The following is a 21,848-nucleotide window of genomic DNA, read 5'->3' on the forward strand; positions in this document are numbered from 1 at the left end:
CCCTTCTAGTTGCAAATATAAATTATAGGATGAAGCCGTATAATATAGTGGCGACGATAGCCATCGTCAGACCCACGAGACTTTCATAAGGAATCAGTGACATCCGGTCCTTAATGTTCATCTTAACGGAATCAGCGGTCACGTGGAAGAAGTTACCGTGTGGCAGATGGTCAATAACTGTAGCCCCGGTGTGCACCATAATTGCTGCATTTAGCGGCGCTGTGCCCATCGAAAGAATAGCGGGACCAAATGATCCGGCAGCCACGATAGAAGCCGTAGAGGTTGATGCTGTAGCAGCCGCCATCAGGATCCCTGCAATTGGCGCAAGGAACGTTCCGGAAATCCCCATAGCCGTTATTGCATCTACAACAGTAGCACTCAAATCCGATTTCGAGATAATACCAGCGATAGCACCAGCACCAATCAGGATAATGGCTGTACCTGTCATTTTATTTAACCCTGAGGTTGTAAAAGAAATGATGTTCTTCGTTTGTTTCATAGCAATCAATCCAATAATGCCGGCAAGAGGCAAGATGATCATAGAATCGACTTTAAATGATTTCAGCAATTCAATATTTAGAATATTTCCGATTGGGTTAATGGCTAGAAGTAAAATAGCGAAAACTGGAGCGACGATGGCACGGCCAAAGCTAGGTTTAACCTTAGTACTGTCTTCCTCTTTAGTTACAACGTCGCCCTCTGCAATTTTCACACCTTTGTTGACCAGCAGATTAGCAATAATAACAGTGACAATCAGACCCGCAATGGCTGGGATGAATCCATGAATCATGACCTGAGCCAAATCTACATCAAAGCCTTTAGCTACGGCAATGGTGTTCGGGTTCGGTGAAATAATGTTACCGGCTTTACCGCCACCGACCAGTGCGAGCAGCAAAGCGGTTTTGGAAATGCCGATCTTCTTACCTACGGACAAAGCGATTGGAGCGACAATAATGATAGCGACTGTGATGAATACGCCTACCGCTGTAATAATCATAGTTGCCAGCGCTATAGATAATAACGCTTTCTTTTCGCCAAGCTTATCTACTATGGTCTCGGCCATTCGTTCGGCTGCCCCTGATTCAATCAATACCCCGGCCAGCACACCAGCTGCGAGAACACGTACAACTGCACCCATAACACTATTCGTTCCGTCGATGACATATTGTACTGTCTCTGCAATGGATGCCCCGCCTAATATTCCTCCGGCAATCGCGCCTAAAAAAAGTGCGTAGACCGGGTTAACCTTTTTGAAAATCAATACGACGGCCAGAATCAATCCCGCAATCGCGCCCATCCAGTTAATTACTGTGCCTTCCATCTCTAGTTGCCCCCTAGTATAAGAATTTGACACTATACAGTGTGTAATTTGATAACGCTTTCTAAACTGAGTATACTGCGCTTACAAACCCAATAATATTGACGGGACAACCTATTTTTTTGTGCATATGCACAAGCTCTGAGCATGAGAAAAAGACCAAGCTTAGGTTTCAGCACACCAGAGCTTGGTCTTTTAACATGAATTAGACGTATTAAGAAACTTGAGTTTCTTTCGTTAGAACAGGGGCAGCAGGATCTTCTGCCAGAACATTATCCTTTGTCTTGGAGAGGAAGATATTCAGCACAATCGCTGTAAGGGAACCGGATACGATACCGTTTTGCAGCAGCATCCGAGCGAATTCAGGCAATTGATCGAACATTGCAGGTACTGTTGCCGAACCCAATCCAACAGCGATACTACAAGCGGCAATCAGCAGATTACCATCCTTGCGCAGATCTACCTCTGACAGAATCGACATCCCGGAAACAGCAACCGATCCGAACATCACGATCATCGCTCCGCCCAGTACGGCATTGGGAATAACTGTTGTCAGAGCCGCCAATTTAGGCAGTAGTCCAAGCACAACCATAATCCCGCCGGCTGCAAAAATAACATTCCGAGTTTTGACCCGAGTCAGCGAGACCAGACCTACATTTTGCGAAAATGCTGTGTACGGAAATGCATTAAAGATCCCGCCCAGCATAATCGCCAAACCTTCCGAACGCAGCCCGTTTACGATCTGCTTTTGTTCCACTTTCTGATCCGTCACTTTACCAATCGCAAAGTAAACACCTGTGGACTCCACCATACTAACAATATTAACAATGATCATAGTGAAAATAGCCGTAAGATTGAACTGAGGCCATCCGAAGTAGAAAGGCTGTGCAACACTTACCCAAGAGGCTTCACCTACTGTAGAGAAACTAACAATGCCCATTCCATAAGCAATAATTGTACCCACTAAAAGACCTATCAAGACAGAGACCGAGCGAAGAAATCCTGTAGTAAAACGGTTAACCGCTAAAATGACCAGCAGCGTGATCAGTGCAAGCAACAAATTGCGGGGATTCCCAAAATCAGCGCTGCCTTCTCCGCCAGCTACGCTATTCATAGCTACAGGAATAAGAGATAACCCAATAATGGTCACGACTGAGCCCGTTACTATCGTTGGGAAAAACCTCAGTAGCTTCCCATAAAGGGGGGCCGCCAGTACCACGAATAAACCAGATAAAATAATTGCTCCGTACACCGTCGCCAAATTGTTGGCACTGCCGATAGCGATAATCGGCCCTACTGCCGTAAAGGTACATCCAAGAATAACCGGCAGCCTGCTGCCAAAATACTTAGTGCCCATAATCTGCAGCAAAGTAGCTAACCCGCAAGTAAACAAATCAGCTGCGATAAGATAGGCCATTTGGGTGGCATTCAGGTTCAGCGCGTTCCCTACGATCAGCGGAACAACAACTGCTCCGGCATACATCGCCAGTACATGCTGAAATCCTAACGCAAATACTTTTTTCTTGCTTAACATCTCGCACTCTCCTTGATTGGCTCTTTTGAACTTTCATTATCAATGAAGTGAATTTCACCTGGTGACATAGATGTAATCCGGGCTAAAGCATGGACTTCTATCCCTCTATCCTCGAGTAGACTCCGGCCTTCTTGGAAGCATTTTTCAATCACACAACCAACGCCAAGGAGTTCAGCGCCAGCCTCTTTCACGATATCAACCAGTCCAACAAGAGCAGCACCAGTAGCCAAAAAGTCATCTACAATAAGCACCTTATCACTTGGTCCGATATATTTTTGCGAGACACTAACCATATAATCCTCTTTGCGTGTAAAAGAATGTACCGGCGCGGAATAGACCGCTTCAGATAAGGTCACTGCTTTCTTTTTCTTCGCATATACAAACGGTACGCCTAAGGCGATGGCCGTAGCCATGGCAAATTGAATGCCACTCGCTTCAATAGTGATGATTTTAGTGATAGGCAAATGTCCGAACAACCGCTTGAACTCCTGTCCAATTTGTAAGGCAAGCTCCGTATCCACCTGATGATTCAGAAATGAATCTACCTTTAGTACCGTATCTGATAAAATAAGACCCTCTTGTCTGATGCGCTCTTGAAGTACCTTCATAGTAAACTTGATCTCTCCTTCTGAATTAAAAACAAAAAAAGGACAAATCCCTTGAGTCGTTTCTCTCAAGTGAATTTGTCCTTCTGGGTTTTTGTCCCTTAGTGGTGTAACACTGCATAGTGTCCGCATCGCTCGGTCCAGTCCTTCCATAGTCAGGAAGCGGAACCCTAGATGCGCTATTTCACTCATAGTCGGATAATTACATTGGTTATCCGGTAGAAACTTATGGGCCATATTCCCAAGATTATATGAGTTGACAAGCAAATATAAGGATAATGTATAATGTGAAACTTATATTTTTATAAATGTTCAATATGAATACCTTGTATATCTTACACGCTCTGTCTGGTGCTTACAAGCAAAATTTTAAGCAATTTGCATGCCATTTTCAGGTTATTTTCACGAAATTCAATTGTTTACATTTAGTAGTTACTACTCCAATATCTTCTGCGCTGTTTCTTGGGTCGTTACAAGTACATTCATATAACCCCCATTTAGTGCCCCAAGGATCCCCGTTACCTTCTCAAGTGACTCCGCTACACCAATTGAATACCGTGCTTGCTTAATTTGCTCCAGCTCAATGGTCAGTGTTCGATCCGATATTCCGGTATGCACGGGAATCCCGTTGCCATCATAGAATCGTGAACAGATATCACCAGCGACCTTTCCATTCTCCAGCTCAGCAATCACTGCATCACCATAAAAACCGCGCCACGCCTCTTCCCCTTTCATTTCCGGCGATCCGATGCCGAACACAGCGATATCCAGATGGTCCCACGCCTTGGCAATGGTCTGATAATACTGCGAATTCATCAGTTGATCTCTAGTTTCCTTTTGCTCCGTGATCGCTGGAACATCAATCATTAACGAGCGCGCACCCCATTTTAGAGCAGCTTGATAACAGATGTTATTTACATGGTACCCGCTCTCCATCTTTCCTGATGGGCCGCCGACCGTAGGTACACAGGTTACAAATGGTCTCTGGGCTTGTGTTAGGCTATCTACGACGGCAGCTAAGCTGCTTCCCCAAGAAAATCCAATCGTATCTTTCGGGAGAAGCACTTGCTCGAGCCATCTCGCACAGGCTTGTCCTATAGCTTTGCGTTTAATCGTGCTGGACTGTGCAGGATCTACCTCCACAACAACGGCTTCCCGTAGCCCGAACCGCTCCTTCAGCTCCTGCTCCAATGTAAAATGATCGCCAGTATCGTAATTAATAGTTATTGTAACGATCCCTTCTTCACGTACCCTCTTTAGCATCCTGCTGATGGTGGTACGATATATACCAAGTTGGCTGGAGATTTCACTCTGCGTTAAATTCTGTTCATAATACATTTGTGCTATTTTAATAAGCAGCTTCTTATCTTCTTTTCGATCCATGTTACAACGCCCCCGCGTATTCAACAGTTTGACGGATTTAGACCCCCCCGCTATACTGTAGACGATTGTTTTGCACATTTATTATTATATTGCACAAATGTGCTTAATATCAAAACTTTTATGAAGATGAATGGTTCAGATGGAATCAAGGTATCTCTAAATAAAAACAAAAAATCAAACAAGTGAGGTGCTGGAAATGAACCCTTTAAAGTGGGCAATTGTCGGTCCAGGAAGTATAGCTGCCGAATTTGCGACTGCGCTGAATGAAACGGGAGGAACGTTGTATGCGGTTGGGTCGCGAAGCTTGGAGAAAGCACAACAATTCGCTAATCAATATGGAGCCACGAAAGCTTATGGCAGTTACAGTGAAATGCTGCAAGATCCTGCAATTGATGTAGTGTACATCTCTACGCCACATAGCAATCATTATGAATACATCATTGAAAGCTTACAGAATAACAAACATGTTCTCTGCGAAAAAGCAATCACGGTGAACAGCAAACAACTTCAAGAAGTCACCCGACTTGCCGCTGAAAAGGATCTGGTTGTGGCCGAAGCTATGACCATCTACCATATGCCACTGTATAAGAAACTGCGGCAGCTCATTGATGACGGCATCATCGGGCGCCTCAAAATGGTGCAGGTCTCCTTTGGCAGCCATAAAGAATATGATGTGAACAACCGTTTCTTCAGCAAAGATCTGGCGGGCGGAGCACTGCTGGATATTGGGACATATGCGCTGTCCTTCACAAGATTCTTCCTGTCCAAACAGCCCCATGAGATTCTTACTACGGTAAAACAATTCGAGACAGGAGTGGACGAGCAATCCGGTATTATTCTTAACAATGCGGCAGATGAAATGGCGGTAATCTCCCTTACAATGCGCTCCAAAATGCCTAAACGGGGGGTGGTTGCAGGAGAGCTCGGATTTATTACCGTAGACAATTTCCCGCGGGCCAGCAAAGCCACCATTCAATATTTGGATGGCACAGTAGAGACGATTGAAGCTGGAGATACAGCCAAAGCTTTGCAATACGAGATTGAAGATATGCAGCGGTATATTGCAGATAAAAGCCATAAAGAGACCCTCAACCTCTCCTTGGATGTCATGGACATTATGAGCAATGTCCGGGAGCAATGGGGGATCAAATATAGCTTTGAATAAATAAACCGTTTAGTAGGCAGCTAACTTAGGCAAATGATTGTTTTTCGAGGTAGATCGCCCGTATTCATCACTTATTCCCCCCATCTGCATTAATGTTAATGAAGTCAAAGTATGGGAGAGTGAATATGGGTGGCCTATAAAAGAGACCGGATCGTTGTCATTATTCAAAAAGGAAAACGGCGCATAATTACAAGGACCCCACTCCACGGAGTGGACAGATTAGTCTTTGTCATCAACAATCAATATACGAACGCCCCCAACACTACACAAATTGCAAGCGGTGCAGGGCGCAGCAGCGCAAGCGGCAATAATGCCGCCATTGCTTCTCCCTATACACGCCAACAACAAAGTGTCGGCGCAGGCGGCGATGCGACTAACCTAGGCAGTGGGGGCAACAAACGCGGCAAAGCTAAACCCCTCTTATTATATCCGTATCGCAAAGAAGTTGTGGTCGTTATCAATACCCAGACGGTTAAACTGCCTAAACGGAGCCAGAATGCCTCCGCAACTCAGGTAGCAAGCGGAGGCGGAACGTTCAGCACCGGTGGAACAAACTCCGCTATTGAAAGCCCAGGAACAAGACAGCAGCAGGCGGTTGGTGGAGGATCGGGTGGGCACGCCACTAACAAAGGCACAACTAAACGGCGCCACCTTAAACAACGGTCTCGTTAACCCTATTGGGACTATATAACAAGCATAGCAAAAAAGCATGGACAAACCTGACGAGATCAGGGTGCCCATGCTTTTTGCGGTTTGGCGAGTTGCGCTATAGGTACTTTTTAGTACCTATAGCACTTTAAAGTACGTACTATACTAAATGGACAGATCTCTTCATAATAGCACTTACCGGCCGGTGATTAACACAGCGTAGGAGTGAAAGAAATGTCCTTAGATAAAAAAAGAAGCACCTTGGCGCTCTTAGCTCTAGCCATTAGTGCCTTTGCGATTGGTACCACTGAGTTTATCAGTGTGGGGCTGCTGCCTTTAATCGCCACGGATCTGCATATACCGGTAACCACAGCCGGGTTGACCGTTACTTTATACGCTTTAGGAGTAACTTTTGGCGCACCCATCTTAACGTCGCTAACCACGTCGATATCGCGCAAAACCTTACTGCTAAGCATTATGATCGTCTTTATTATCGGCAATAGTCTTGCGGCGGCTGCGGACGGAATTACATTGCTGTTAATCGCGAGAGTAATTTCCGCTCTGGCCCATGGCTTGTTCATGTCGATTGCTTCGACTATTGCCGCCGACCTCGTGCCTGAGGATCGTAAGGCCAGTGCCATTGCCATCATGTTCACTGGACTTACAGTAGCTACTGTTACTGGCGTTCCGCTAGGTACGTTCCTTGGCCAACAACTCGGCTGGCGTGCTGCATTTGTTGCTATTATTGCTATCGGGCTTATAGCACTCATCGGCAATCTGATCCTTGTTCCTTCATCCGGGCTGCGCAAAGGTACCCATACACCCCTTCGTGAGCAAGTTAAGCTGGTCACCAATGGGCGTTTACTGCTTGCCTTCGCGATTACGGCTTTGGGCTATGGGGGCACATTTGTAGTCTTTACTTATTTATCGCCCCTTCTGCATGAGATCAGCGGCTTCAAAGAGAATACAGTCGCCGTAATCTTGCTTGTATACGGCATTGCGATTGCCATCGGGAACGTGATTGGAGGTAAAGCCGCCAACCGCAAACCGATGAATGCTCTATTCTATATGTTTGCAGTCCAAGCTGTCGTCTTATTTGTCTTAGCTTTTACCGCACCTTACAAGGTTGCCGCACTGATTACGATCTTCTTTATGGGACTGTTAGCTTTCATGAACGTGCCCGGCTTGCAAGTACATGTCGTTACGCTTGCAGATCGATATGCGCCAAGTGCACGAGATGTAGCTTCTGCATTAAATATTGCTGCTTTTAACGCTGGTATTGCCATTGGTGCGTACCTTGGCGGCATCGTCACAGATCATATGGGACTGATTCATACCACTTGGGTAGGTGCCATCATGGTTCTGTCCGCTGTATTACTAACGGCATGGAGCCGTGCTCTGGAGAAGAAAGATGAGGCTCCTCTCCAGACTAAAGCTGCTTAAAGAGCAGTCCATTAACAACCCAAACAAACTTTTAAATATCTTAGGAGGTTACTTTATTATGGCTCAACATCTACAGGATACAACTACATTACACAACGGTATAAATATTCCTTGGCTAGGGCTTGGCGTATTTAAAGTGGAAGAAGGCGCAGAACTGATACAAGCGATCAAATCCGCTATTAGACACGGTTACCGCAGCATTGACACTGCCGCAATTTATGAGAATGAAACAGGCGTGGGACAAGCCATCCAAGAGGCTCTGCAAGAGAACAGCTTGTCCAGAGAAGAGCTTTTCGTAACCTCAAAGGTCTGGACCGCAGATATGGGCTACGAAGAAACCATTGCCGCCTACGAGACTAGCTTAGCTAAACTCGGACTTGAATACCTGGATCTGTACCTTATTCACTGGCCTGTAAAAGGAAAATATAAAGAGTCTTGGAGAGCGCTTGAAATGTTGTATAAAGAGGGCCGGGTAAAAGCCATTGGGGTCAGCAACTTCCAGATTCACCATCTTGAAGATGTACTGAAGGATGCTGAAATTAAGCCGATGGTCAATCAAGTTGAATTACATCCTTATTTGAATCAGCAAGAGCTGCTCGACTTCTGCAAAGAGCAAGGAATCCAATTAGAAGCTTGGTCTCCGTTAATGCAAGGTCAATTGTTCGATCAGCCTGTACTGAAACAAATTGCCGTCAAACATGACAAATCCGTCGCTCAGGTTATTGTCCGTTGGGACCTGCAACGGGGGATTATCACCATTCCTAAGTCTACTAAAGAACACCGGATCATCGAAAATGTAGACGTGTTTGATTTCAAATTATCTGACGAGGATATGACTCTAATTAACTCTCTCAACCAAGATCAGCGGGTAGGTCCAGACCCAGATCATTTTGATTTCTAAGGGATTACGCACCTTGCACTAACACTATAAGCACCGGCAACACGAGAAACGAAGCAAGCGTCGTCCACAAAATACATTTGGATACCAGCTCCGGTGAGGCATTAAAACGCTCGGCTAGCACGACGGCGTTGACGGCAACTGGCATAGAAGCCAAAATCAGCAGCACAGAGAACAAGGTTCCGGTAATTTGCAGGATCGATAATCCGAGGTAAGCCACTAGCGGCGCTAAGATTAATCGAATCCACAGCCCAGTCCAAAAAGTAGACTGACCCTTGCGTGCGGATGGCATGTTTCTCACTTTAACCATCTGTGCGCCAAGGATCGCCAGTACCACCGGTGAATATCCTCCAGCTACCAAGGCAACCCCTGTAGCCACCTCTGCAGGCAAATGCAGGCCAAAGATACGGAGAAGAAGGGCCAACAGAGCTGCGTAAATGGCAGGAAGTGAAAAGACCGATTTTACTGCATTTTTTACCGAGAACTGAGATCTTGCTGCAAAATAAACACCTATCGTATTCACGATAATCATCTGTCCGATCACATATACAGAGGCCTTATCGAGACCAAGCTGTCCGAAAGCTAGCAACACCAGCGGAAGTCCATAATTCACGCTATTCGTAAACGTTGAAATCAAGGTCAGACCGGATACTTCGGATGGATCTAGCTTCAATAATTTGCCGACTATATTCGCAATCGCCCATAAGAAGATTAGATTTAGAAGCGAAAAGGCGAGCGTCTTATAAATATCATTCATGGATATCTCGGCAGTAGCCAATGTATTTAAAATAATTGCCGGCGTTAAAAAGTATAGATAAAGCGTCAATAACGGCTTCGTATCCAGATTCTTAAACCGCCCAAGTAGCGCACCCACGATCACAGGAATGGACAAAGGCACGATGACTTGGTATAACGTCGATAACACACTTTGGATCATGAATAGAACTCCTCTGCTGTAGGTTACTTCAAACTATAAGCGCAACAGCACAGAACGTCTAAGATATGAAATCAATATACCTCATAGCCAAAACCTATCATACCAGCAAAAAAGCTCCCAACCCTTACAAAGGGTTGGGAGCTTTTCGGTATATTGTTACATCATTTTGATCTCAAGCAACTCATATTTAATGATGCCCATCGGTGCATTTACACTAACAATATCGCCGACCTTTTTACCCAGCAATTCCTTGCCTAGCGGGCTTTCATAGGAAATCTTGTTATTAAGAACATCTGCCTCAGCAGCTCCAACAATTCTATATTCGATCTTCTCCGAATATTCGATGTCATTCAGAATAACAATACAACCCATACTAACCTTTGACAGATCCATTTGGCTCTCATCCACGATCTTGGCTTTGGTCAACATTTTCTCCAGAATCATAATACGAGTCTCCATGAACGATTGATCGTCCTTGGCCGAATGGTACTCACTATTTTCCTTCAAGTCTCCATAGCTGATCGCCAATTTAAGCCGTGCGGCCAATTCCTTACGCCCTGCGCCTTTCAATTCCTTCAGCTCTTCCTCTAATTGAGCCAACCCTTCTTTGGTCAAGAACACTTCTTCATTAGACATGTATACAACTCCTATTTTGGATGCTTTATAATATTTTAACCGATATATCCCAAACTTGCGAAAGATCTTACAAGAAGAAACAACATTGTCGTCCTTAAAGGACGACAACCGTTTCTCATAGAAATATAAAGATACTTTAAAGTACAAAACATATAAATGCTTATATTTTAAAAAAATCCCTGCCACAATTGGACATTGGGCAAGGAGGTCAATGCTGCTTAATTATTCTGGCAAATGCTCTTTACAAAAAAGGAGTAACGCTTCTTCCTCGTCCTCTTCCATATCGAAATCGAGCAGTTGACCTGAAGTTGTCTCCTGTAGATCATAACTTACGATGCTGACTTGATCTTCATCCACCTTAATAATCGCTCTAGCGGATACTCCGTTCTCTACATACAGCTCATCATCCTCTGGAACGTCCAGTTGAACGACAAATTCATACCGTTTACCGGTTAGTATACCGAAAGGATCTTTTACATTCTCCACATTGTAGCCCGTAAATGTCAACATAACTCAATCAACCTCTTTTCCTAATACCTGCCACGTCATTGTATCACAAAAAGTAACATATTGTTGTCGAGGTAGTCCGTCAAGCCATGGCTTTGGATTTCTTGATTTGTTTGCTTCGCAGCTGTCCGCAGGCAGCATCAATATCCACACCATGCTCCAGACGAGTGCTTACGCTGACACCCTGCTTCTTCAAGGTATCAAAAAAGGCCCGCACCGTCTCCCGCTCGCTTCTTTGATATTGGCTGTGTTCATCCACCGGGTTATAAGGAATCAAATTCACATTGACGAGCGGGCGTCGATCGCCAATCAGCTCGGCCAGTTCAAGCGCATGCTCTCTGCCGTCGTTTACATCCTTCATCAGAATGTATTCCAGAGTAATTCTCCGCTTGGTTTTCTCCAAATAATAATCTATAGACTCCATTAGCTTCTCTATTGGAATGGCCTTGTTAATCTTCATGATCTGTGTCCGCAGTTCATTATTAGGGGCATGCAAAGAAACCGCCAGGTTCACCTGCGTATTCGCATCCGCAAATTCAACGATTTTGTTAGCCAATCCGCTCGTTGATACGGTAATCCCTCTACCCGCAATTGCTAGTCCCTTGTGATCTTTGACAATCGCCAGGAAATCGAGCAGGTTCTTGAAGTTATCGAATGGCTCGCCAATGCCCATCACTACGACGTGACTGACCTTTTGATCCAGGTTCGCCGTATCCAGATGCTGCTGGACCTTCATAATCTGCTCCACAATCTCTCCGCTGGAGAGATCCCGGCTCTTCGCCAATAGCCCACTTGCACAGAAGCTGCAGCCGATATTGCAGCCCACTTGCGTGGTTACACATACAGACAAGCCGTATTTCTGTCTCATAAGCACGGTCTCGATCAGGTTGCCATCCTTTAGGCGGAACAGGAACTTAATCGTCCCATCCGCAGATTCCTGCTTCACATGTTCTTCCAAGGTATGAATGACAAAATTCTGCTCTAATAATTCTACACAATCTTTATTTACATCGAGCATTTCCGAAAAGTCTGTAATCCGCTTCCGATAAAGCCAATCCCAGACCTGCGTAGCCCGAAACTTTTTATGTCCACGTTCTAACAGCCATGCCGCCAGTTGATCAAAAGTTAATCCATAAATGGATTCTATATTCATTCGTTATCCTCTTTTCAAAACGTTAAAGTTCAGAACATCACTACCCATTGTCTCAAATTTTTTTTATTAAAACAAGGGGAGTTATTGGGTTGTGTCGAAGTTTACACCATTAAAGTCTGTTCTATGAACATGTATCTAAGGAGCGATGGAATCATATGGGTTCAACAAGAATAAAAGCAATCAGCCTCACCCTTCTAGCTGCCGTTCTAATCCTTGGCGGTTTTTTAGTGTATATTACTCTCACTGACTATAAACCACAGGAGATTACTACACTTACTGTAAACAATAATCCGCAGCAAGTAATGAAGCAGGGAGAGTCCTTTTCTGTAACTACCTTTAATATTGGCTACGCCGGGTTGGATAAAGGCCAAGATTTCTTTATGGATGGCGGAACAAAGTCACGCTCAAGCAGTAGGGAACAAACGAAGATAAACCTTGAGGCCGTAGCGTCCCTTATGACAGTTACAGACTCGGACCTGTTCATGCTGCAGGAGGTCGACATCGATTCTTCCCGTAGCAACGGTATAGATGAAGTCTCTTACTTGTCGAATAAGTTCGCTGATTACAGCAATGTTTTCGCGACCAACTACAAGGTACCTTGGGTACCGCTTCCTGTTCTTGATCCGATGGGCTCGGTGAACAGCGGTTTATTAACTTTATCCCGTTTTAACAGCACAAGTAATATTAGATATGATCTCCCGGGCAAAGAAACCTGGCCTCGCCAACAGTTTGATCTCGACCGTGCTTTTGTGGAGAGCAGATTCCCCGTTGATAATGGAAAAGAACTGATTCTAGTCAATCTTCATTTATCAGCCTTTGACCAAGGCGGAACGATTCGCAAACAGCAATTGGAGTATTTATCGGCTTATATCAAGAAGGAGAATGACAAAGGGAACTACCTCATCTTAGGGGGAGATTGGAACCATTCCCTTCCGGGTACAGCTCCTGATGCTTTCGAGACAACGCAGGATTGGCCGCAATGGCTGCAAGAATTCCCTGAACATTTTCAACAGGGCTTTCAGTGGGCTGTAGATGCCAAGGTACCCTCCGTCCGGACGCTCGATGTTGCCTATTCAGAAGGTGTGAATTTCCGCGCAGTGATTGATGGCTTTCTAGTCTCACCAAACGTCAGCATAAGCGGCGTACAGGGTCATGAGTTATCCTTCGAACACAGTGATCACAACCCTGTAACAGCCACTTTTATTCTGCAATAACATGGATTCTCTGATTCTATTTAAAAACAACAAATTTTAGGTTTTTCTCTTGGAAATACTTAATGATAGCGGGCAAAGCTTCTACAGTAATCTTCTTTTCGTGAAATAGATAGACTCCGCCGGACGGATCGGCATGATGAACATATTGAAGAATATCCTCTGGGTTCTTGACGTTCCAATCCTCGGGATCACGATTCCACAATAATACCTTCATCTGCTGTTCCGTCACCTTGGCGGTTAACTTGTCATTGATCGCCCCATATGGCGGCCGAAAAATAGTAATCGGTGATTGTGTAATTTCCTCCAGCGCCTGATTAGTCTTCGCCAAGTTATTCCGGTTCTCCTCAACGCCATTAGCAGTCATTTTGCTATGATCCCACGAATGACTCCCAACCGACATCTTATGCTCATTAGCATACCTAACGGCTTCCGCATTATGAGCTACCTTATTCCCAATGAATAAAAAGGTGGCAGCCACCTTATGTTCTACTAGAATATCTACGATCTCTTTCGTATACTTTGACGGTCCATCATCAAATGACAAGGCAACATAACCCTTTGGCAAACTATACAAAAATTCATTCTCGGTTAATTCATACTTTTCGTACGGTAATGTCTGTTCTTGAGGAGGGACTGAAGGTTCTGGTGTAGGCTCGGCTTGCTGATTATGAACCGATATCGTCTGCGCAAGGGTAACGAACGGTACCGAAAGTAATGGCTCAGAGTCGGCCCCTAATACGGGTTCCTCCAGCGCTTCAGCACTATCTACGAGTTGTCCATCCATTCGCAGAGGTAACACAAATATCAAACAAGCGAACATAAGACACAGCAGTGCAACCAGTCCAATTCGTTTGGTCTTCTTTCTGCTTATCCTATGCCCTGGTTCTGTAGAGGGAAGCATGGTCTGAACTACCCTCTCCTCTTCTGCTTGAGGATAGTCCTGCTGCTTTAATTGAAGAAGTTGGGTTACATAATTTTCAGAACAGGCAAAATACAATGTTTCGCTGTAAGCTCTGTTCATTATAATCAGCGTGCTGTAGTAACTATTCCGAAACGGATCCCACTTCGGATACAGCGACAATCTCATTCTCCCTCCGGAAAAGGGACCTAGCGCCTTCAATTGTTCGTATGTAAATTCATCTATGGTGAGCTTGCTTCTTGTGTACCCAACATTACGGGTTAGACCTACCTCAATCTGATAACCGGCCTGTTCATGCTCAAGCGACAGTAACTCAATCATTAGAATGGTGTCCGGTTCCTTAAATGCCATGAATCCTATGTATCTCCGTTTCCATCGTTTCGATCCGTCAGACTACTGCCACTCCCAAAAGGAACCGTCATCCGATTGGTGAAATCGCTGATCATACCCGAGAGATACGCCTTTTCTTGGCGAATCGTATCGTACTTTTGTTTTAGATGTGCATTCTCAATCTCAACCCGTCCGATTTTCTCTTCCAGATCATTCATCTTTTTGAGTTTCTCTGCATGGGCTTCGTTATGTTTTTGAATCAGATTTACATATTTTTGCTGCTCCAGCTCAATGGTACTCTTCAATTCCTCAATCTCAGCTGTGAGCGTAGTTTGAAGCTCCCGGTAATCCTCCAGCACTTGATCGACCTTCAAATTTCTCTCAATCAACTTATGCTCAAGCTCGCGGACATTCTTTTCTCTTTCCTCAATAACCTTATTGAGGTTCTTCATATCCCGGTTTAAGCGCTCCACATGACTGCTGGAATGGGTTAACCGATCCTGAAGCTCATTAATATTGGTCTCCGCATGTTGTCTGGCCTGAATAATCTGCTCCACGGAGAAGATCAAATCGAGTGATTTTTTATCAAGCTGAGCTTTGCCTGTAGTAACCAATCCAGCTATAGTCTCGTCTGAGGTCTTTTCTTCTATTTCTTCGACCTGTTCATCTAATAATTGTACCTTTTGAACCATATCCGACTTGGATTGCTTATCCACTGAATCTTTCTTTTTAAAAAAGGGGGAAATCATCGATTTTATCACCTCAATTATAAAAAAATGTCAAAAAATGTCGAGTGCCCACGAGTCTATTATAGTTTACTTATCTTGTATGTAAGTGAGCCTTTATATCTAACTTTCTGAAATGCACCTAAAGACCTATTCTCTTCTGCAAAATAAAAAAAGCACCCCTTCGGGTGCTTTGATTTCAATTGAATTTATCGGGAAATTGTTTGATCAATCCCTCGGTTAAGATATCTGCGAACATGATCATATGCTCCAGCCCTTTATCAAATGCGGCAATTTCGGCATCCCAATCCTTTTTAACTCTAGCTGTCACGTCATCAGTAATCAATTCCAGATGTTCATGAAGCATTTCCTTTAATTGTTCATAAGAATATTTGGGGTTCTGGCTACTAAGAAACTTGGCAATGTCATCAGCGTTGGCATACCACTCTTTATTGTATTTTTCCACATCGGCCTGATTTTCAGCCTTTACAGCACCTAGAACTTTTCCGGCAATAAGAATATGCTCCCGCAATAATTGAGCCAGCTTATCTCCAACTGCCTCACCGTAATACGGTTTAAAGACATCCCCTATGTCCTGCTGATTCTGTAACAGCCTTGCCAGTACCTTATCCTTGTCCTCAGAATCTGCAAAGGCGCTAACAATGTAGTTCTTTGTCCATACCACATGATCGATCCATAACTTCCTAAGATTATCCTTAAGCTCAATTACGGAGGGGGTTAAGCATTGCTTGTGGGAGCTCTTTTTCTCTTTAGCTGCTGCAGCATCGGCAATTGTAGGTGTAACACTTACAACCAGAAACATACACAATAAGGTTAGCTTCAACATCAAATACTTATTTTTCAATATGACCTATCTCCTTGTGAACAGTGATGGATTTGAATATCTTGTATATTGTGCACCTTTACTTCCATTTCATTCGCAACTATTCTCAGAACACAAAAAAGCACCATCACGTGGACGGTGCCTGGGTCTTACTTTTATCTAAACATCACTTTATCTACGTTGTATTTAGATTTCAGTTCATTAATGATATAGGTTTCATAGATCTCTCTATGAACTGGACTTTCGATCAAACACACATCAATTCTGGTGACCTCGTCCCGATGTTGCTTGATGTCAGATACGGTGTCTTCAAAATGTTTTTTAATTCTTGGTCTTAGCTTTCTCGCTTTACCTACAAACAACAACTCATCCTGATCATTGTAGAACATAAAGATACCGCCGTAATCTCTCGGAATCAGGTGAAAGTCCGTAAATCCGTAAATATTGCTTAACTGCGGGTTAATTTGTTTAGTAATACTAACATCCGCTTTTGGAATCGTTATGTTGATCATTAGCTCACGTCCTCTTTCTATATAGGAGTAAATAGTATCATAAATCGCTAAGTAAGACCATTCAATCTGGCGCAGTCAAATAAATACAATAAAAGCAAGTTCGATTGATCTAATGGAAATATCACTAAAAATTATGGCATTATTCAAAACCTTCCTGCCCAAGGGTTGCGGTCTTAGACAGTAGAGGATTATAAATAAAATAGAGGCGTTTGCATCATGATATATAGATATTTGTCATCTAGGAGGATTTGATTCATGGCAGTAACAGACCGGCAAAAAATAGTAGATAGCGTCCCGCAAAAGGGTTTCTTCGGACATCCTAAGGGACTTTTCACCCTTTTCTTCACAGAATTTTGGGAGCGTTTCTCTTATTATGGCATGCGAGCTATCCTTGTCTACTACATGTATTATGAAGTGAGCCAAGGCGGTCTCGGATTACCTGAAGATATGGCACTTTCTATTATGTCTATCTATGGATCGCTTGTATATATGTCAGGGATCATCGGAGGCTGGCTTGCGGATCGGCTCCTCGGGACTTCGAGGGCTGTTTTCTACGGCGGCGTTTTAATCATGTTCGGGCATATACTACTGGCTATTCCAGGCAATACCACATTGTTTTTTGCTTCGATGGTTTTAATCGTACTCGGAACGGGTCTACTGAAACCCAATGTTTCAAGTATTGTCGGCGAAATTTATAGCGAGCAGGATAACCGCCGTGACGCTGCCTTCAGCATTTTTTATATGGGCATCAACCTGGGAGGATTTCTCTCCCCACTAATTGTTGGCGCAGTAGGCATGAATAATTTCCATCTAGGTTTCTCGATTGCCGCAGTCGGAATGTTTGTTGGACTAGTCGTTTATATTATGACTCGCACAAAAAATCTGGGTTTGGCCGGTACGATTGTACACAACCCTATTCCTGCAGATCAGAAGAAAAAAATCTTTACTTGGATTGGTGTAGGATTAGTTGTACTTGCGATTTTGATTACGATCGGCATTCTTACCGGAGTGCTTACCTTTGAAACATTAATAAAAATAGTAGGGGTATTAGGCTTACTTATTCCTACGATGTATTTCATTATGATGTACCGCAGTCCCAAAACAACAGCCGTTGAACGGTCAAGAATTCTCGCATACATTCCTTTATTTATCGCATCGATTATGTTCTGGGCGATTCAAGAGCAGACTTCCACAGTTCTAGCTAGTTTTGCTGATAAACGGACCCAATTGGATTTTGCAGGCTTACACATTTCTCCTGCTTGGTTCCAATCGCTTAACCCGCTGTTTATTATCACTCTTGCACCTATATTTGCCTGGTTGTGGTTAAAGCTTGGTAACCGTCAACCCTCGATTCCGCAAAAGTTCTCGCTTGGTTTATTGTTTGCCGGTTTATCCTTCCTGGTGATTCTAGTACCTGCTTATTTCGGTGGAGCTAATTCACTTGTGAATCCATTATGGCTGGTACTCAGCTATTTTATCATTGTAATCGGGGAGTTATGCTTGTCCCCTGTGGGCTTATCAGCAACGACCAAACTGGCACCGGCGGCTTTTACCGCTCAAATGATGAGTATGTGGTTCTTATCGAATGCCGCTGCCCAAGCAATTAATGCTCAGATTGTGAAGTTCTATACCCCGGATACCGAAATGATGTACTTTGGAGTAATTGGTGGAGTGGCCCTTATCCTTGCGCTTATCCTCTTCCTATTCTCTTCCAAAATTCAGAATTTCATGAAAGGGATACATTAAACACATCCAAAGGCTGCCCGAGATCTTCTCGGCAGCCTTTTTTTGGTTTCCTATAGTTATCCAGCCTCTACACCAGAAACATGGCGACAATCGTCGTGACTACCAGCCCAATGAGTACAGGCTTAACATTCCGTCTCGCCAGCTCAAAGGGGCTTACTCCGCAAATAGCGGCCGCCGGAATCAATGCCCACGGAATCAGCGTGCCTCCACCTACCCAAATTGCAGCTACCTGACCCAGCGCAGTTAAAGTCGCCGCATCGGAATGTGTGGCCACCGCAAACAATTTCCCAATAGACCCGGCAAGTGAAATGCCCGAGAACCCTGAACCATCTAGGCCTGTAATGGCTCCGGTTATAGTTGCGGTCACAGCACCCACTGCGCCGTTCAGAGGAACGTTATGAGCTAGAGCGACCCCTAGATCATTTACAATCCCCTGAGATGCGGCAGGCAGCACTTTGCCGAATAATTCGGCAAACGCCGAATCCCCCAGATAAAAAAAAGCGGCAATCGGTATCACAGGACCAAATACTTTGAAGCCAAACGTAAGTCCATCAATCAGATAAGAGGTTACTTGCTCCAATCCTTTATTACGATGTGCCAACAAGGTTACTACAACCAGAATGAATACCGCAGTACCACCAACTAAGGCAGTTGCGTCTCCACCCTGCAAATCGAGCAGGAACATGCCTGCTACATCGGCTAAAAACAGGATGGGAATGGCGATTGCCAGCAATTTTTTCAATGCTGGATGAATCACCGCTGGATCTTCTGCCGTATCATTCTCTGCAGATAACGCACTCACGGCACTTTTCCCGGCAATAAGCCCGTCTCGCCAAGTTCCCTTCTTCTGATCTCTGCGCATCATCCAGTACGCCGTTATCGTAGTCACCACGCCCATAACAATTACAAGCGGAACACTCGCCTCCATGACACTGGTCACTGGAAGTCCGGCCGCATCTGCTGTTAGTTTAGGTGCACCTTGGATAATGTAATCACCTGAGAGCGCAATCCCGTGGCCAAATAAATTCATTGCCATCGCCGCTCCAAGAGCCGGCAGTCCCACTCGAATGGCAACCGGCAGCAGCACAACCCCGATCAAGGCCACTGCGGGTGAAGGCCAGAAGAACCATGAGGTGACCATCATAATCAGACCGATTCCCCAAAAGGCTATGAACGGTGTGCGCAAAAAGCGGGTAAGTGGAGCAACCATGATCTCGTTAATCCCCGTGCGTGTTAATACCCGGCTCATGGCTACTATGATCGAAATAATCATGATTGTACCCATTAGCTCCTTGGTTGCATATACAAAAGAGTTGAATACACCTGTGACTGAACCACTGACGGTTTCCGTGGCTAACCACCCAAGTACAAAGATGCCCGCAATACAGATCATCGTTGTGTCCCGTCTCTTGATCAGAAGTGCCATTATAAATACGATAAATGCCAGATATACATAATGGAGCGCTGTTAACTGGATGCCCATCTCTGCACCACACCCTTCTCCTACTATCCGAGTGCTATATGGTATGCAGGGGTGTAGGCTAATGTTCAGTAGAAATGGGCCTAAAACAGCAAAAGAAGCCGTCCCGCGCGTAGAGAAAATCTACGTATGGGACGGCTTCTTAATGTTTCTTAATTAGAGATTATTATTTAGCTACAACTCCGCCATCAACCGGCAGCTCAACACCTGTAATGTAAGAAGCTTCATCAGAAGCCAAGAACAATACAGCTTCAGCTACTTCAGAAGCACGTCCAACACGTGGCAGCGCAGTCTGAGACATAAAGAAGCTATGCATTTTTTCGTTATTTACAAATTCAGCACTCATTGGGGTTTCGATAAATCCTGGGTGAACAGAGTTCACACGAATGTTATCTTTACCAAAGTCTACAGCCGCTGCTTTACTAAGCATACGAACTGCACCTTTTGAAGCTGTATAAGCACCAGCACCGCTGCTGCCAGTCAAACCTGCGATGGATGAAATATTAACGATGGAACCACCTTTATTATTCTTCATTTGAGGAACAACATGCTTCATGCCAAGGAATACGCTGCTCACGTTGATGTTCATTACTTTGTTCCATTGATCAACAGTGGATTCGAGCAATTGAACCGGGAATGAGATCCCTGCATTGTTTACCAAAATGTCGATTTTCCCGAACTTGCTAATCACATCTTCTACAACCTTGATCCAGTCTTCTTCGGAAGCCACATTATGTGCATAAGCTGCTGCTTGACCACCATTTGCTTCAATTTCCTTCACAACTGCTTGTACGGCAGCCTCGTTAATATCAGTGGCTACAACTGTAGCACCTTCTTTGGACAATAAAAGGGCTTCTTCACGGCCCATGCCGCTGCCTGCACCTGTAATAATTGCTACTTTATTAGTTAGACGATTCATAATTAGGTCTCCTCTATAATCGTATTGTGATATAATATTTGAGTGATGATAGTCACACTATCACTGTGATATACATCATATCATTTTTACAAAAGAACTACAACCACTCCTTGCTTAATCCAATAAACGGTGGATATAATACTAATAATTGAAAACCCCAATCAAAAAATGGAAGGGTCTAGCCCTCATGAATCCTAAAACACGATACGAAAAAGAAAGATCCGATGGTAAGCAGCAACGATTAATTACGATCCTCGAATCCGCAGAACGAGTATTATCACAAAAAGGAATCGAAAAGTCGACGATGCAAGATGTCGCAAGCGAAGCCAATATCGGGATTGCGACGTTATTTCGCTATTTTCCCAGAAAAGAAAAACTCGTAGTGGCTGTAGCCACCCGAATGCTGGAGCCTATGCTCGATCATTTTAAATACGTAGCGGACTTGCCCCTTACTTGTCTTGAACAAATCGAGAAATTATTTGATTTCTTTATTCAGGATCAAAATCATCTAAGTATTATTTTTATGGTCAATTTCGAAAGCTACGCCTCACACTCAAGTGAACCTATTGAGGATGTTCTGAGCTTCAATGCACTCAACCGCAAAATTTGGCATGAATACTCCAGGATCATTCAAAATGGGGTAGAAGACGGCTCTATTCGTGCGGGTCTCCCCGTAAAAGAAACCTTAATTACGCTCATGAATAGCTTTGCCCTCTTTTCCAGAAAACTAACGATGAAAAAAAACATTCTCCTGCTGGAATCGGATCTAGACTCCGACGATCAGCTTGAGCTGCTTAAACAAATTTTTCTGGATCATTTAAAAGCCTAAAAAGCGCCAGTTTCCTTAGGAGGGGAACTTGGCGCTTTTTCTATAGTCAAAACAAAAAGAGACATTTCCAAGGAAATTGCCTCTATCCAGATTCAAGTTGCGA

21 protein-coding genes and 1 riboswitch are annotated in these 21,848 nt (G+C 44.2%); of the genes, 7 read left to right on the forward strand and 14 right to left on the reverse strand.

The window, feature by feature from the left end; genetic code table 11:
• Positions 1–22: 22 nt before the first annotated feature.
• The 4 genes from MKY54_RS29830 to MKY54_RS29845 form a co-directional block, all read right to left on the reverse strand.
• Positions 23–1,321, reverse strand: coding sequence for an SLC13 family permease (locus tag MKY54_RS29830; protein ID WP_339188904.1), 1,299 nt, complete (start codon positions 1,319–1,321; stop codon positions 23–25).
• A 211-nt stretch (positions 1,322–1,532) separates the two neighbouring features.
• Complete coding sequence (locus MKY54_RS29835; protein ID WP_036682206.1) at positions 1,533–2,852, reverse strand: nucleobase:cation symporter-2 family protein; 1,320 nt, start codon at positions 2,850–2,852, stop codon at positions 1,533–1,535.
• Positions 2,846–3,460 carry a xanthine phosphoribosyltransferase gene (locus MKY54_RS29840; protein ID WP_076181891.1) on the reverse strand — a complete coding sequence of 205 codons (615 nt, stop codon included), beginning with the start codon at positions 3,458–3,460 and terminating at the stop codon, positions 2,846–2,848. The genes MKY54_RS29835 and MKY54_RS29840 overlap by 7 nt, the downstream gene beginning before the upstream one ends.
• Before the next feature lie 168 nt (positions 3,461–3,628).
• A riboswitch (purine riboswitch) is annotated at positions 3,629–3,732 on the reverse strand.
• 160 nt (positions 3,733–3,892) lie between these two features.
• Positions 3,893–4,840 (reverse strand): sugar-binding transcriptional regulator, encoded by a 948-nt coding sequence (locus MKY54_RS29845; protein ID WP_339188907.1) that lies wholly within the window; start codon positions 4,838–4,840, stop codon positions 3,893–3,895.
• A gap of 196 nt (positions 4,841–5,036) precedes the next feature.
• Here MKY54_RS29845 and MKY54_RS29850 point away from each other — a divergent pair, with 196 nt between their 5' ends.
• The 4 genes from MKY54_RS29850 (at position 5,037) to MKY54_RS29865 (ending at position 8,997) form a co-directional block, all read left to right on the forward strand.
• Positions 5,037–6,005 carry a Gfo/Idh/MocA family oxidoreductase gene (locus MKY54_RS29850; RefSeq protein ID WP_339188909.1) on the forward strand — a complete coding sequence of 323 codons (969 nt, stop codon included), beginning with the start codon at positions 5,037–5,039 and terminating at the stop codon, positions 6,003–6,005.
• Positions 6,006–6,164: 159 nt separating this feature from the next.
• The gene (locus MKY54_RS29855) at positions 6,165–6,677 is read left to right on the forward strand and encodes a hypothetical protein (RefSeq protein WP_254847727.1); all 513 of its coding nucleotides are present in this window, start codon (positions 6,165–6,167) and stop codon (positions 6,675–6,677) included.
• Positions 6,678–6,887: 210 nt separating this feature from the next.
• On the forward strand, positions 6,888–8,096 hold the full coding sequence (locus MKY54_RS29860; RefSeq protein ID WP_076105088.1) for an MFS transporter: 1,209 nt from the start codon (positions 6,888–6,890) through the stop codon (positions 8,094–8,096).
• Positions 8,097–8,154: 58 nt separating this feature from the next.
• Positions 8,155–8,997 (forward strand): aldo/keto reductase, encoded by an 843-nt coding sequence (locus MKY54_RS29865; RefSeq protein ID WP_339188910.1) that lies wholly within the window; start codon positions 8,155–8,157, stop codon positions 8,995–8,997.
• 4 nt (positions 8,998–9,001) lie between these two features.
• On the opposite strand, the gene MKY54_RS29870 is transcribed toward MKY54_RS29865, so the two are convergent.
• From MKY54_RS29870 to rlmN, 4 genes are all read right to left on the reverse strand, one after another.
• Positions 9,002–9,931, reverse strand: coding sequence for an AEC family transporter (locus MKY54_RS29870; RefSeq protein WP_339188912.1), 930 nt, complete (start codon positions 9,929–9,931; stop codon positions 9,002–9,004).
• 156 nt (positions 9,932–10,087) lie between these two features.
• Positions 10,088–10,567: a transcription elongation factor GreA gene (greA, locus tag MKY54_RS29875; protein ID WP_036682220.1), complete on the reverse strand. Its 480-nt coding sequence runs from the start codon at positions 10,565–10,567 to the stop codon at positions 10,088–10,090.
• 222 nt (positions 10,568–10,789) lie between these two features.
• A complete protein-coding gene (locus MKY54_RS29880; protein WP_036682221.1) occupies positions 10,790–11,077 on the reverse strand; it encodes a DUF6509 family protein in 288 nt (95 codons plus the stop codon).
• Between the two features lie 79 nt (positions 11,078–11,156).
• The gene (gene rlmN, locus MKY54_RS29885; protein ID WP_076181880.1) at positions 11,157–12,227 is read right to left on the reverse strand and encodes a 23S rRNA (adenine(2503)-C(2))-methyltransferase RlmN; all 1,071 of its coding nucleotides are present in this window, start codon (positions 12,225–12,227) and stop codon (positions 11,157–11,159) included.
• A 155-nt stretch (positions 12,228–12,382) separates the two neighbouring features.
• Between rlmN and MKY54_RS29890 the strand changes: the two genes are divergently transcribed.
• Positions 12,383–13,441 (forward strand): endonuclease/exonuclease/phosphatase family protein, encoded by a 1,059-nt coding sequence (locus tag MKY54_RS29890; RefSeq protein WP_076191625.1) that lies wholly within the window; start codon positions 12,383–12,385, stop codon positions 13,439–13,441.
• Positions 13,442–13,457: 16 nt separating this feature from the next.
• Here MKY54_RS29890 and MKY54_RS29895 read toward each other — a convergent pair whose 3' ends face one another.
• The 4 genes from MKY54_RS29895 to MKY54_RS29910 form a co-directional block, all read right to left on the reverse strand.
• Positions 13,458–14,711, reverse strand: a complete 1,254-nt coding sequence (locus MKY54_RS29895) for a polysaccharide deacetylase family protein (protein ID WP_339188916.1) — start codon at positions 14,709–14,711, stop codon at positions 13,458–13,460.
• 5 nt (positions 14,712–14,716) lie between these two features.
• Positions 14,717–15,439 (reverse strand): hypothetical protein, encoded by a 723-nt coding sequence (locus MKY54_RS29900; RefSeq protein ID WP_076181874.1) that lies wholly within the window; start codon positions 15,437–15,439, stop codon positions 14,717–14,719.
• A gap of 175 nt (positions 15,440–15,614) precedes the next feature.
• Complete coding sequence (locus tag MKY54_RS29905; protein ID WP_339188918.1) at positions 15,615–16,280, reverse strand: glycosyltransferase; 666 nt, start codon at positions 16,278–16,280, stop codon at positions 15,615–15,617.
• 134 nt (positions 16,281–16,414) lie between these two features.
• Positions 16,415–16,771, reverse strand: coding sequence for a nucleotide excision repair endonuclease (locus MKY54_RS29910; RefSeq protein ID WP_036682230.1), 357 nt, complete (start codon positions 16,769–16,771; stop codon positions 16,415–16,417).
• Positions 16,772–17,026: 255 nt separating this feature from the next.
• Here MKY54_RS29910 and MKY54_RS29915 point away from each other — a divergent pair, with 255 nt between their 5' ends.
• Positions 17,027–18,517 (forward strand): peptide MFS transporter, encoded by a 1,491-nt coding sequence (locus MKY54_RS29915; protein ID WP_076124120.1) that lies wholly within the window; start codon positions 17,027–17,029, stop codon positions 18,515–18,517.
• Positions 18,518–18,584: 67 nt separating this feature from the next.
• Here MKY54_RS29915 and MKY54_RS29920 read toward each other — a convergent pair whose 3' ends face one another.
• Positions 18,585–20,000 (reverse strand): hypothetical protein, encoded by a 1,416-nt coding sequence (locus tag MKY54_RS29920; protein ID WP_248548920.1) that lies wholly within the window; start codon positions 19,998–20,000, stop codon positions 18,585–18,587.
• Between the two features lie 163 nt (positions 20,001–20,163).
• Positions 20,164–20,916 (reverse strand): SDR family NAD(P)-dependent oxidoreductase, encoded by a 753-nt coding sequence (locus MKY54_RS29925; RefSeq protein ID WP_038573803.1) that lies wholly within the window; start codon positions 20,914–20,916, stop codon positions 20,164–20,166.
• 187 nt (positions 20,917–21,103) lie between these two features.
• Between MKY54_RS29925 and MKY54_RS29930 the strand changes: the two genes are divergently transcribed.
• Complete coding sequence (locus MKY54_RS29930) at positions 21,104–21,745, forward strand: helix-turn-helix domain-containing protein (RefSeq protein ID WP_076181870.1); 642 nt, start codon at positions 21,104–21,106, stop codon at positions 21,743–21,745.
• The last annotated feature ends 103 nt before the right edge of the window (positions 21,746–21,848 follow it).

Origin of the sequence: Paenibacillus sp. FSL P2-0121 (assembly GCF_037975345.1) — a bacterium.
GTDB lineage: Bacteria > Bacillota > Bacilli > Paenibacillales > Paenibacillaceae > Paenibacillus_AQ > Paenibacillus_AQ odorifer.

Coding starts and splice junctions, on each gene's coding strand:
- MKY54_RS29830 (WP_339188904.1), bottom strand. CDS start 1,321: ATGGAAGGCACAGTAATTAACTGGATGGGCGCGATTGCGGGATTGATT.
- MKY54_RS29835 (WP_036682206.1), bottom strand. CDS start 2,852: ATGTTAAGCAAGAAAAAAGTATTTGCGTTAGGATTTCAGCATGTACTG.
- MKY54_RS29840 (WP_076181891.1), bottom strand. CDS start 3,460: ATGAAGGTACTTCAAGAGCGCATCAGACAAGAGGGTCTTATTTTATCA.
- MKY54_RS29845 (WP_339188907.1), bottom strand. CDS start 4,840: ATGGATCGAAAAGAAGATAAGAAGCTGCTTATTAAAATAGCACAAATG.
- MKY54_RS29850 (WP_339188909.1), top strand. CDS start 5,037: ATGAACCCTTTAAAGTGGGCAATTGTCGGTCCAGGAAGTATAGCTGCC.
- MKY54_RS29860 (WP_076105088.1), top strand. CDS start 6,888: ATGTCCTTAGATAAAAAAAGAAGCACCTTGGCGCTCTTAGCTCTAGCC.
- MKY54_RS29865 (WP_339188910.1), top strand. CDS start 8,155: ATGGCTCAACATCTACAGGATACAACTACATTACACAACGGTATAAAT.
- MKY54_RS29870 (WP_339188912.1), bottom strand. CDS start 9,931: ATGATCCAAAGTGTGTTATCGACGTTATACCAAGTCATCGTGCCTTTG.
- greA (WP_036682220.1), bottom strand. CDS start 10,567: ATGTCTAATGAAGAAGTGTTCTTGACCAAAGAAGGGTTGGCTCAATTA.
- MKY54_RS29880 (WP_036682221.1), bottom strand. CDS start 11,077: ATGTTGACATTTACGGGCTACAATGTGGAGAATGTAAAAGATCCTTTC.
- rlmN (WP_076181880.1), bottom strand. CDS start 12,227: ATGAATATAGAATCCATTTATGGATTAACTTTTGATCAACTGGCGGCA.
- MKY54_RS29890 (WP_076191625.1), top strand. CDS start 12,383: ATGGGTTCAACAAGAATAAAAGCAATCAGCCTCACCCTTCTAGCTGCC.
- MKY54_RS29895 (WP_339188916.1), bottom strand. CDS start 14,711: ATGGCATTTAAGGAACCGGACACCATTCTAATGATTGAGTTACTGTCG.
- MKY54_RS29900 (WP_076181874.1), bottom strand. CDS start 15,439: ATGATTTCCCCCTTTTTTAAAAAGAAAGATTCAGTGGATAAGCAATCC.
- MKY54_RS29910 (WP_036682230.1), bottom strand. CDS start 16,771: ATGATCAACATAACGATTCCAAAAGCGGATGTTAGTATTACTAAACAA.
- MKY54_RS29915 (WP_076124120.1), top strand. CDS start 17,027: ATGGCAGTAACAGACCGGCAAAAAATAGTAGATAGCGTCCCGCAAAAG.
- MKY54_RS29920 (WP_248548920.1), bottom strand. CDS start 20,000: ATGGGCATCCAGTTAACAGCGCTCCATTATGTATATCTGGCATTTATC.
- MKY54_RS29925 (WP_038573803.1), bottom strand. CDS start 20,916: ATGAATCGTCTAACTAATAAAGTAGCAATTATTACAGGTGCAGGCAGC.
- MKY54_RS29930 (WP_076181870.1), top strand. CDS start 21,104: ATGAATCCTAAAACACGATACGAAAAAGAAAGATCCGATGGTAAGCAG.